Genomic DNA, 12,155 nt, shown 5'->3' with positions numbered 1-12,155 from the left:
TCAAGCAATGAAAGGAAATGCAATGTACGATTTAGTCATACTCGGCGGCGGCCCCGCCGGTTACCTCTCGGCCGAACGGGCAGGGGAGGCCGGTTTGAATACCGTGCTTATCGAAAAATGCCATCTGGGTGGTGTGTGCCTCAACGAAGGTTGCGTGCCTTCAAAAACAATTCTTTACAGCTCCAAGCTTTTCTCCCAGGCAAAACACTCGCAGGGGTTCGGTGTTACTGTTGGTGATGCTGCATTCGATCTGAAAAAAGTCATGACCCGGAAAGAAAAGGTGATCGGTGCCCTCAGGAAGGGTATCGCCGCTACCATGAAGAAAAACAAGGTGACTGTTGTCAATGGTGAGGGCACGGTTCTTCCCAAAGAAAACAATGCCTTCAGAGTCAAGGCCGGTGATACGATCGTGGAAGGAAAAAAGCTTTTAATCTGTACCGGTTCGGAGGCTATCCGCATTCCGATTCCCGGCGCCGACCGCGATTTTGTTTATACTAACCGCGAAATTCTTTCGATCGATCATATCCCCGAAAATTTCGTTGTTATCGGTGGCGGCGTAATCGGTCTTGAGATCGCAAACTTTTTTGCCGAAGTGGGAAGCAAGGTGACGGTAGTCGAACTTCTGCCCTTTATCGGCGGACCGATCGATTCGGATATCAGCGCGGCCCTTAAAAAGGAAATGGAAAAGAAAGGTATTGTATTCAAACTCCAGTCAAAGGTGGTTGAGATCGGTGAAAAATCGGTCGTCTACGAAGCCGGAGGCAACAAGGAATCTGTCGATGCCGATATCGTGTTGATGAGTGTCGGACGCCGTCCGGTCACCAAAGGGCTCGGATTCGAAAATATCAACCTTTTTATTGATAAAGGTGCGATCAGAGTCGATGAACGCGGACGGACCAATGTACCCGATGTCTGGGCTGCCGGTGATGTCAACGGCGTTTCCATGCTTGCCCATACCGCCTACCGTGAAGGTGAGGTGTGTATCAACGATATTCTCGGAAAAAATGACCGGATGCGTTATCATGCAGTTCCCGGCGTTATTTATACCCACCCGGAAGTTGCGACCATCGGCTTGACCGAAAAGGAAGCTGCACACGAGGGTATCGAAGTGACAACTGCAAAGCTTCCCATGTCCTACAGCGGGCGATATCTTGCCGAAAACGAAGCGGGTAAAGGCTTTTGCAAGGTTGTTGTTAACAAGGAAACCCGTGCCCTTCTGGGTGTGCACATGATCGGGTCGGTCTGTTCGGAGATGATTTTCGGTGTTGCCCCGATGATCGAAAACGAACTCCGGGTAGAGGATATCGCAGAACTGGTATTTCCTCATCCCACGGTGAGTGAAATAATACGCGACACGGTCAAGCATGCGAAGTAAGAGGAAACCACGGAGTATCACGGATATTCACAATGAACAAAACAATTCCAATTTATACATTTTAACAAATGGAGTAAGTAATGCCCAAGAAGCTGATTATTGACCCGAAAGTAGTGCGTCGGAGCGGAAAAATCGTTCTGGATCCGATCCCGGTAAATCAGTATAAGAACGGTTTTGCTGAAGAGTCGAAACGGCGTTCCAAAGAAGATTTTATTCGGATATACCGCGACATGTGTGTTGTCCGCGAATTCGAAACAATGCTGAATACGATCAAGACGACCGGTGAGTATGCGGGAGTCAAGTATAATCATCCAGGCCCTGCTCATCTGTCGATAGGGCAGGAAGCGGCTGCGGTTGGTATGGCCTATACGCTTGATGTTGATGATTATATTTTCGGTTCTCACCGGAGTCACGGTGAAATTCTGGCAAAGGGTCTCAGCGCCATACGCCGTCTGGGCGACACCGATCTCATGAAAATCATGGAATCCTATCTTGACGGTATAATCCTGAAAATTGTAGAAAAAGAGCACAAGGGCTCTGTTGAAGACCTTGCGACGGATTATCTGGTTTACGGGGCGCTGGCGGAAATTTTTGCACGGGAGACCGGATTCAATAAAGGCCTCGGCGGTTCTATGCATGCATTTTTTCCTGCTTTCGGTATCTACCCGAACAACGCCATTGTCGGAGGTTCGGCGGATATCAGTGTGGGTGCTGCGCTCTATAAAAAATGCAATATGAAACCCGGCCTGGTGGTCTGTAATATCGGTGATGCTTCATTGGGTTGCGGTCCTGTATGGGAAGCGCTCTGTATTGCCACTATGGACCAGTACACTGAGTTGTGGGAAGGTGATTTCAAGGGTGGATTACCCCTTATTATCAATATCATGAACAACCATTACGGCATGGGCGGTCAGCCGGATGGTGAAACCATGGGGTTTGACATGGCGGCCCGCCTGGGAGCCGGAATCACCGAAGCCCAGATGCATGCTGAACGTATCGACGGCTACAATCCTCTCGCCGTTATCGATGCCTTTGAAAGGAAAAAGAATATAATCAAGGATAAAAAAGGTCCGGTACTTCTCGATACCTGTACCTACCGTATCTCCGGACATTCGCCGTCGGATGCATCTTCGTACCGTGAACGTGATGAAATAATTCTATGGGAAAAAGAGGATTCCATTATTTCCTTTGGCCAGACACTGGTCGACAATAAAGTCTGTTCGGAGGGAGAACTCAAGCAGATACGCTCGAGTGTAGAAGAGCTTATTGCCAAGGCGATTCGACTTGCCACCGACGATTCACTCTCTCCTCGCATGGATGTAAGCAGGGATCCCGATGTAATCGCCCGAACAATGTTCTCTAATACCCGGGTCGAAAAGATGGAAGACCGTGTTCCCGAAACGCTTATGCCCCTGGAAGAGAATCCACGGGTCAAACAGATTTCCCGACGGAGCAGGAAAGGTGTTGATGATCAGGGTAAGCCGCTTGCAAAGGGCAAAGCCGTTCAATTCCGTGATGCGATGTTTGAGGCGGTTATTCGCGGCTTTTATACCGATCCGACCCTCATTGCTTATGGTGAAGAAAACCGTGACTGGGGCGGTGCCTTTGCGGTCTATCGCGGCCTTACCGAAGCACTTCCCTATCATCGTCTGTTTAACAGCCCTATTTCCGAAGGTGCCATTGTCGGTTCTGCGGTGGGCTACGGACTCTGCGGTGGACGGGTCATTGCCGAACTGATGTACTGCGATTTTCTCGGACGGGCCGGTGATGAAATTTTCAACCAGCTTTCCAAATGGCAGGCCATGAGCGCCGGCATTCTGAAAATGCCGGTTATAATCCGGGTCAGTGTCGGATCAAAATACGGTGCCCAGCATTCGCAGGACTGGACAAGTCTCTGCACCCATATACCCGGACTGAAAGTCGTCTTTCCGGCAACACCCTACGATGCCAAGGGTTTGATGAACTCCGCGTTGACCGGAACCGATCCGGTTATATTCTTTGAGTCACAGCGGATTTATGATATCGGTGAACTGTTCAACCCCGAAGGGGTTCCCGAAGGCTTTTATGAAATTCCGATTGGTGAACCCGATATCAAACGTACCGGGAAGGACCTGACAATCATCACAATCGGCGCAACGCTCTACACTGCATTAGAAGCGGCTGATACGCTCAAAGACAAATACGGTGTTGAAGCCGAAGTTATGGATCTTCGCTCACTCAATCCGTTGAATTATGACCTCATTCTCAAATCGGTCAAAAAGACCGGGAAGGTCCTTTTGTCCAGCGATGCCTGTGAACGGGGTTCATACCTCAATGATGTCGCACGGAATATCTCCGAATTGGCATTCGATTATCTCGATGCGCCGCCGGTTGTTGTAGGATCGAAAAATTGGATTACTCCCGCCTACGAACTCGAGAAAGCCTTCTTCCCCCAGCCCGACTGGATTGTCGATGCCGTTCATCAGAGAATCCTCCCGCTCAAAGGTCACCAGATCGCTAATAACTATACCGATCTGGAAAGAATCCGTCTGAGCAAACAGGGAGTATAAAAGAGCATCCAAATACAAAGGCGGAGTCGTGCGACTCCGCCTTTTGTGGTCTCTGTCCGAGGGTTTCCCGCAAAGCGGGAGACTTCCGCTTACTTCGCCGCAGCTCAGCACAAGCCGCTCCAGCAGTGGTTTATGAGGATGCTCAGGGTATTGAGTTTTTTCTTATTTGTCGTAATCGTTTTCGTTTGCTTTTGGCGCGCTTAAACGATCATACCCTCATTCACCGTCACTTCAATTCTTTCCACCGAAGGACTGCGGGAGAAAACCTTTGTACTGATCTCATGGGGCAGTTCCAGTGTGTGAGTCGTTTCGGATTTGCCCTTTGAATCGATTACCGTCACATGTTCATTTGCGCCCAGCGAGTAGATGATTGGTACTCCGCAGTAGGTAAATCCAAAGGTTTTTGGTGCCAGCTGAAGTGTCTGGAATGAACCGGTATTATTAACATAGCGGAAGGTAGCTTTATCTTCGAGGAATTCCCCTTTGTTGAGAAGTTTTGGTCTGAACTGAAGAGTACCGTTGCGGACTACGATTCCCAATTCGCCCCATCGGGCGATAATCTCTTCTTTTACCTGACCGGTCATACCGGGCTGCTGTGCACCGGCAAAGCTCGGGGTATGGGAATAGGGATCAGCAGGGAATGAGCCGTATTCCTTGACATCCTTATTGGAACTCAGTCCCCGCCGCACACGATAATAGGTATTTTTGATTTCCTTTAAAAGCGACTGGTCTGCATTAGTATCGCAGGCATTCTGAAACTGTTCCTCGACTGCAAGCAACAACTTGGTCACCTGGTGCCAGTAGATGCATCCGAGCCCCTCGAAACAGAACATGCTTCCCGAGCGTCCGGTAAAGGCCTTATGATTAAAAACCTTTTCGTATATCGCAAGTACTTCATCTCTCTGTTTGTTGTCGGGTGCATAGGAAGCCGGTAGAGTGTTCATGGCTTTTTTTACATCGTTGGCATTCTTAAAATCGGGATTGAAACGGTAGTTCCCTTTTGCATCCACATGTACAAGGGCGGTAAAGCTCTCATTTATCTGTTTGCTGAGATAGTCTGATGATTCTATGAGTTTTTTGGGGATAGTGTTCTTCTCCAGAAATCCCGGAAGATTTCTGTCGGGGTAGAGCATGTAGCTGTGTTGATCTTCCCGATAGATCGGACTATTTTCCATCGCTTTCAGAATATCGACAACTTCACCGGGGGTAAGGGCGCCCGAACCAATGACACCCACCTGGCCTTCAAGCATGAGGTAGAGATGCTCGACTTCGGCGGTTCCCGGCTGCAGGTGAAGAATGTTATAGGCATGATAGAGTCCGTCATCCCGCTTGTTAACCCTGACTGCATGGTCGGTGCAGGTAAGCGTGTTTTTTAAAAAGGAATGGATATCGGCAAGTGCGATGGTTGTTTTGCCCGAAAAGCCATTGTTATAAACCGAAAAACGGTAATCGGTAAATGCTTTACCACATGCATCGAGGTGTTCCCGCCTTTTTTGTGGGGAGACTTCGGATTTGCCCAGTGCTGCGGCTGTGGCCTTATATGTTTCATTGATTGCTGCAAACCATGTGGCGACTTCCCTGGATATTGTACACTCTTTGATATCGATTTCTTCGAGAATGCTTTTCAGAAAGGCGAGATACCGGCGAAGGCTGTAGAGTGTCACCATGGAAATACCATTACCAACCAGCGCATTATTGGCATCGTTCCATTCCGGCCGCAACGTATTCATCCATATGCCGCCGTCAAGCACGAGATTGGAACATTTCGATAGAATGGAGACCAGCATTTTTTCGAGGAGCGATACATGGTACACCGATCCATCGGAGGAGAGCACCATTTTTCCATCCGCACCCAGGCGTTCGACCTGTTGGTCGATTTTTGCAGCACGCTCGTCGTTGAAGGCGATCGTATCCTGCGGATCGGCAACAATATCCTCGTAGGGTTTGAGATCGTAGGGCACATTGGCGTAGCTGAACTGTTCTTTGGTAAGCATCGTGTGCAGCAACTCGGGATAAAACCGTTCGGACCATTCCAGAAATTTCAGGAGGTAGATCAGCTGATGATCTCCCCAGTAGCCGATCGAGCTCCAGGGGTCTTCGGGATTGAGAATTTCCCAGTCGATACCCTGCCGGGTGATTCGGTAGGGATTGAACCCGTCGATTGTGGACGCATCCACAAAGGTGGCGATAAAGCTCGGGATATAGGAGGGGAAACTCAGGCAGAGTGCTTCCCAGTTCTGAAAAATATCCCGCCAGTTTCCTTCGAAATTGAGACATCTGGAGCCGTCGGGATTTTTCAGGTGTATCGAAAATTTATTCCATGGTCGAGAAGGGTCACCGTGTCGTCGACTGAATGAAATGGGAAGGTATTCGTATATCAGCCGTGCCAACGAAGGATCATTCTGCGCTCCTGCTTTAGCGAGAAGTTCCGGCTGTTTGACCGATTCGCCAAGGGAGTCGAAAAACTCTTTGTGCGCCGGCACAACGGTTTTGTTCCGGACCATGATAAAATCGATCAGGTCGCTTTTGGAAATATCATAGCGGTCGGCGAACAACCCGCCCCGCCCGATATTGAACAGTACATTTGCGAAGTGATGTATCTGGGTGATCTGTTCGCTGCTGCATTGCAGCCCATCGGCAATGCCTACCAGTTTGGATAGTTCTTCATTGCCTTCCTTGACAGTTAGGTCAATCGATTTGGTAAGGTTGCCGCTTGTGGTGATTTCTTTCTTAAGAGCGACAACATCGGCCTGGCTGACTGCAACGTCGGCAACAAGACGGATACGGTTTGTGTCGCCCGGTTTAATTTTTGATTCGGTTTCGATCAGGTAAGCTCCTTTTTGTCCCCGCAGTTCTTTTTCGGTGGTAAGGGCGTCGCCGCAGCGGAAACGCTCGATCTGATCGGGACTGAGAAGCGTTGCTTTCGGTGTTGTTCCCTGGTGCCATACAATCGATGCTCTCAATGCTTCGCTGGGTTCGGCGCGGTCGACAATGTTGGATGCCAGACCAAAGATGCCTATCCCGGTTTCTTCATCGAGTTCGGTCCGTTTATAGGCGTCGGCAAGTGAGCTTTTTCCTTCACTGACAATCAAAGGAACGCCATAGGGCATGACATTCTGAAATCCGGTAAGCAGGCGAACCGAAATACCTGATGATGTGTCATTGTTGATCACCGAAGGTTCGTAGATAAAGCCGTACCGGTCGCTCATTTTCCAAGCATAGCGAAAGGTGCATTTCAGATCGGTGTTTTCTTCTTCGAAAATGATGCTGTTTCCCTGGGCGCTCTTATAAATCGTACGATTAATCGAATAGCAGAGTTGTGAAAGTTCGGTGAAGGGTTCCCAGAGGTTTGTGGCGCCGTCTTTTGTAACGAGGAGGAGATTTGCCGGTCCTGTATGCGATGCGCTTTGATGGATTTTATCCACCGTTTCGTAGGGGAAAAGTGAGATGTCGGGTCCAACCCGTCCGCAAACCAGTGAGCCGTTGCTGCTGATAAACATCCACAAGTTTGTGTGGCTCATAAGGCTGATAAAAAAAGGCTTGAGACGGTCGAAATGTTCGATTGCATAAAAATCACTTCCGTCAATTTGCAGCAGTGTGCCGGAAGGTTCTGCGGTTGAACAGTGCGCAGTTGTGCTTGGTCCAAGCAATATTTTTTCAGATCGGCTCATGATACCAACTTTCTGCTAAAGTGAAAAAAGATGATGCTGATTATTGACGATGATTTAAAGAATATAGCATTTTACTGGAGTTACAGAAAATGGGTCAGGGCAAATAAATAATACAATTGTAGTCTGAAGGAGAAAATGGTGAGTGAGAAGAGCGAAAAACAAAAAATGATGGCAGGGGAGTGGTTTTGCGCCAATGATCCCGAGCTTGATAGTGACAGAATCAGGGCCTACGATTTAGCTACCGAATACAACAATACTACCCGGGGGGAAAACGAAAAGAGAAGTGAGATACTAAAGCAGTTGCTTGGTGAATCTCATGATGATACGGTTATTGTCCCGCCGTTCAGGTGCGATTTTGGTTATAACATTTTTATCGACAAGAACTTTTATTGCAACATGGGGCTGGTTATTCTCGATGAAGGTGAAGTCAGGATCGGCCACAGCGTTGCGATCGGTCCCAATCTTCATATTTACACGGCCCACCATCCGTTGGATGATCCTATCGAACGGGGGAAGGGCATGAGTATGGGGAAACCGGTGATTATTGGCAAGTATGTCTGGATGGGCGGTGGAGTCATTATTAATCCCGGCGTGACAATAGGGGAATACAGTATTATCGGATCGGGAAGTGTAGTGGCAAAAAATATACCCCCCAGAGTGGTTGCGGTAGGAAATCCATGCCGTCCGATCCGGGAATTAACGATCAAAGAGATTGAATCTGCGGAAACACGGCAGTAAAAAAAACGGTTGTTTGTGCAAAAAGACTTGACATTACCAAGCGCGCAACAGCATATTATATACTGAGAATGGGCAAATGCATGTTCTCGGGCTATCATGCCCGCAGCCTCACAGCGTTTCAATTCACTTGAAATTAATCCAATCTTACTTAGGTTCAGTGAACGAAAAATATTTTTTGAGTAGAGATTTTTCTCTTCTCTCCCGAGGTTGCAGATAATCATATAACTGTGGTTAGTTTTAATTCCTCTAAATAAATCAGAAAAATCAATAGAGTTTAATTAAAACCTGAATATATAGGTTCATATTCTTACCTTTTTATATATGAACAATTTACAACTTAAAAGAAAACAGAAAGTCCCTCCTTACCCAAATCAAACAGAGGTGTGTTAATGAATGTGACTGAAGCCAAACAGAAATCCATTGTCGAACTCAATGAAATAGCCGAGAGTCTTGGTATCGAAGATCATCGGGAAATGGATAAACAGGAGCTAATATTTAAAATTTCACAGGCGCAGGCCTCCCAGAACGGTCAGATGTTTGCCGAAGGCGTGCTGGAAATTATGCCTGATGGATTTGGTTTTCTCCGTTCGCCGTCAAACAGCTATCTCAGCGGTCCCGATGACATCTATGTATCGCCGTCACAGATAAAGCGATTTCACCTGAGAACCGGCGATACTGTTTCCGGACAGGTTCGTCCGCCTAAAGATTCCGAACGTTATTTTGCCTTGCTTCGGGTCGAGCAGATCAACTACGAAGATCCCGAAGAATGCAAGAAGAAAATCAATTTCGACAACCTTACGCCTCAGTTTCCCGACCGTCGATTCGATCTCGAGCACGATCCCAAAGATGTTTCAACCCGGATCATGAATCTGTTGACACCGATCGGTGCAGGGCAGCGTGGTCTGATTGTTGCACCACCTCGTGCAGGAAAAACAATCCTGCTCAAAAACATCGCCAATGCCATTTTGCATAATCAGCCTGATGTTTTTGTTATTGTGCTCCTGATCGATGAACGTCCTGAGGAAGTTACCGATATGGCGCGATCGGTAAAAAATGCAGAGATAATCAGTTCTACCTTTGATGAACCCGCAGAGCGTCATGTAGTTGTTGCCGAAATGGTCATTGAACGTGCCAAGCGTCTTGTTGAGCATCAGCGGGATGTGGTCATTCTTCTCGACAGTATCACCCGTCTTGCCCGTGCTCATAATACGGTGGCCCCCCATTCAGGGCGAATTCTATCCGGTGGTGTCGATTCTCAGGCCCTGTACAAACCCAAACGGTTCTTTGGCGCGGCCCGGAATATCGAAGATGGGGGAAGTCTTACGATTATCGCGACTGCCCTTATCGAAACCGGCAGCAGGATGGATGAAGTTATTTTCGAGGAGTTCAAGGGTACCGGCAACATGGAGCTTGTTCTCGACAGAAAAGTCCAGGAACGCCGCATATTCCCCGCTATGGACCTGATGAAATCCGGTACGCGGAAAGAAGAGCTTCTGTTAACTAAGGAAGAGCTGAACCGGATGTGGGTTCTCAGGAAATTTCTTGCCACGATGACTCCGATTGAAATGATGGAATTTATGCGTGAAAAAGTTCTGGCAACCAAAACAAATCGTCAATTTCTGGAATCCATGAAAAGCTAGGTGAGAAGTATGAAAATTGCGGTAATAGGCACGGGAAACATGGGGAGCGCGATTATACGGGCAATTCTGAAAATGAAAAGCAAAGGGATCTCCTTATTTGCCTGGGATAAAAATAATACCGTCTTAAAAAATATTCCCAAACAGGTCCCTGTTATTGCACCGCAAGCCTGGTTTAAAAAGAAGATCTGGCCTGATGTCGTTATTATTGCGGTAAAACCTCAGGATATGGGCGAGACCCTTTCTCAGATGGCCGGTCAGAGTCGTCAGCGTCGCTCATTCAATCCTCTCTGGATCTCAATTGCTGCCGGAGTAAATATCAAATCACTAGAAAAGCTTCTCGGTTCCGGAGCACGTCTCTGCAGGGTAATGCCGAATACCCCGGCCCAGATTGGTGAGGGCATGTCTGCCTATACCATGAACAAAAACTGCAAAGAGAGAGACAGTAAAACTGCAGAAATTATTCTCTCATCCTTCGGGAAGTGTATCCAGGTTCCCGAAAAGCATATGGATGTTGTTACCGGTCTTTCCGGCAGCGGACCTGCCTATGTTTATTTGTTTATCGAATCGCTTATTGAAGGTGGTGTAGCTGCTGGTCTTCCCTATGCTGTTGCAAAGAAATGCGCGGTCCAGACAGTCCTTGGTGCTGCAGCGATGGTTGAGCGGTCGGATGAAAGTCCCTCAGATTTGAAATCGAAAGTAACCTCCCCCGGTGGAACGACAATTGCCGGTTTGATGGCTTTAGAGGAAAACAGATTTAAATTCGCTGTTGCCGAAGCCGTGAAAAAGGCGACTGCCCGTTCTGTCGAATTAGGAAAACAGTAAGCCATCCCCTCCACTTCCAGGAAAGGATAGGTCCATTGTGTGCGGTAAAATAAATCGGATAATTATGCAGAGCTGGATCTTTATACTCCCTTTGGTTGCATCAATTTCCTTTGGCGAAGACACGAAGCTTTTAGAGGCCGGCACCCAGGCGCCTTCCTTTTCTCTTCCTTCGCTTGGTGGAAAGCGGGAAGTACTCAGTGTCTGGTGCGGAAGAATGTCCAAACCCTACATTAACAACAAACCTCATATCGTTATTCTCAGCTTTTGGGCAACTTGGTGCAAGCCATGCCGGAAAGAGATTCCGGAATTGATGAAATTTGCGAAGAACCATGCCGGCGAGTCAGTCAAGATCTTTCTGATTAATATTGATAAGGAAGGTGCTGCCAACGCAGGACCTTTTGTTAAAGAACAAAAATATACCCTCCCGGTCCTTCTCGATCCCTACAAGCGGACATCCGAACGATATGGCGTAAAATCGCTTCCCGCATTATTCGTAATCGGTCCGGAGGGCAAAATCAGGTATTCCTCGACAGGGTATGATGATGATCAATCGCTGATCGACAAAATGGAAGATGTTGTTACCCGGATCAGGGAAGGCAAAGAAGTGGAAAAGGAGACCGTTGCCAATGAAGGTGAATCGGTTCCGGTTGGCGATGATGAAAGTGCTGATACTGCGATTTTACCCCGGGACAAGTGGAATGCCGTTGCCCGGAAAGAATGCGGTGATGACCCCGAAGAGATAGCCGCAGAACTTGGAGTTGGGGTGGAAGAGCTTAAGATCTGGTATCAGGAATTAAAGAATGCTGCACTGTCGGTATGGAGCAACAAAAAGAACAAGTAGGCCCCGAAAAAACGGCTAAAGAGCTCCGAAAGCCGGCCGCCCGAATTGTTGGTCCGGCTGTGGCTGTACCTGTGGCTGTTGCGGCACTTCCAGCATGTGACCGTCATTTACCCGCTTTCTCAATTCATTGGATGCTTCAAAAATCGGCTTGAATCCTGCATCAACCTGTATCTGTTCTCCGGTTCGCGGGTTGCGTGCGGTACGGGCGTTTTTCCTTTTGATTTTAAAACGGCCGAATCCGCGAATTTCAATATTTTTCCCACTCTGAAGAGTATTCGATACAGTTTCCAGAAAGCTTTCAACAACAATCTTGGTATCCACCTGCGTGAGTCCGGTTTTTTCGGATATCTTCTCTACCAGATCTCTTTTTGTGATGTTTCCCATTATTCTGCTACTCCGTGATAAGAAAACAAGTTAAGCCTGCATAGTTAGTCTAACGTAACTCAATATATTGTTGCTGCACCAAGGCACACACTGATTAGAATACATTGGTTTACCCGGAAAAATCAAGTAGTTTTT

General features: G+C 47.8%; 8 protein-coding genes. 6 read left to right on the top strand and 2 right to left on the bottom strand.

All coding sequences use genetic code 11. From position 1 onward, the window contains the following. Nucleotides 1–22: 22 nt before the first annotated feature. Nucleotides 23–1,375, top strand: a complete 1,353-nt coding sequence (gene lpdA / locus GF401_19760) for a dihydrolipoyl dehydrogenase (protein ID MBD3347298.1) — start codon at nucleotides 23–25, stop codon at nucleotides 1,373–1,375. 80 nt (nucleotides 1,376–1,455) lie between these two features. Further along, nucleotides 1,456–3,924, top strand: a complete 2,469-nt coding sequence (locus GF401_19755) for a dehydrogenase (GenBank protein MBD3347297.1) — start codon at nucleotides 1,456–1,458, stop codon at nucleotides 3,922–3,924. A gap of 200 nt (nucleotides 3,925–4,124) precedes the next feature. On the opposite strand, the gene GF401_19750 is transcribed toward GF401_19755, so the two are convergent. Continuing rightward, nucleotides 4,125–7,595 (bottom strand): hypothetical protein, encoded by a 3,471-nt coding sequence (locus tag GF401_19750; protein ID MBD3347296.1) that lies wholly within the window; start codon nucleotides 7,593–7,595, stop codon nucleotides 4,125–4,127. Between the two features lie 135 nt (nucleotides 7,596–7,730). Here GF401_19750 and GF401_19745 point away from each other — a divergent pair, with 135 nt between their 5' ends. The 4 genes from GF401_19745 to GF401_19730 all read left to right on the top strand — a co-directional run bounded on the left by GF401_19745 (nucleotide 7,731) and on the right by GF401_19730 (nucleotide 11,636). Continuing rightward, a complete protein-coding gene (locus tag GF401_19745) occupies nucleotides 7,731–8,333 on the top strand; it encodes an acetyltransferase (GenBank protein ID MBD3347295.1) in 603 nt (200 codons plus the stop codon). A gap of 389 nt (nucleotides 8,334–8,722) precedes the next feature. Further along, entirely contained in the window at nucleotides 8,723–9,973 is a 1,251-nt protein-coding gene (locus GF401_19740) for a transcription termination factor Rho (protein MBD3347294.1), read from the top strand. 9 nt (nucleotides 9,974–9,982) lie between these two features. Next, a complete protein-coding gene (gene proC / locus GF401_19735; protein ID MBD3347293.1) occupies nucleotides 9,983–10,795 on the top strand; it encodes a pyrroline-5-carboxylate reductase in 813 nt (270 codons plus the stop codon). A 37-nt stretch (nucleotides 10,796–10,832) separates the two neighbouring features. Continuing rightward, nucleotides 10,833–11,636: a redoxin domain-containing protein gene (locus GF401_19730; GenBank protein ID MBD3347292.1), complete on the top strand. Its 804-nt coding sequence runs from the start codon at nucleotides 10,833–10,835 to the stop codon at nucleotides 11,634–11,636. A 15-nt stretch (nucleotides 11,637–11,651) separates the two neighbouring features. Here GF401_19730 and GF401_19725 read toward each other — a convergent pair whose 3' ends face one another. Next, nucleotides 11,652–12,020: a hypothetical protein gene (locus GF401_19725; GenBank protein ID MBD3347291.1), complete on the bottom strand. Its 369-nt coding sequence runs from the start codon at nucleotides 12,018–12,020 to the stop codon at nucleotides 11,652–11,654. Nucleotides 12,021–12,155 lie beyond the last annotated feature (135 nt).

It is taken from the genome of Chitinivibrionales bacterium (assembly GCA_014728215.1).
GTDB lineage: Bacteria > Fibrobacterota > Chitinivibrionia > Chitinivibrionales > WJKA01 > WJKA01.
Note: the sequence above shows the minus strand (reverse complement) of the source record. Positions and strands in the feature narration are given on the sequence as shown.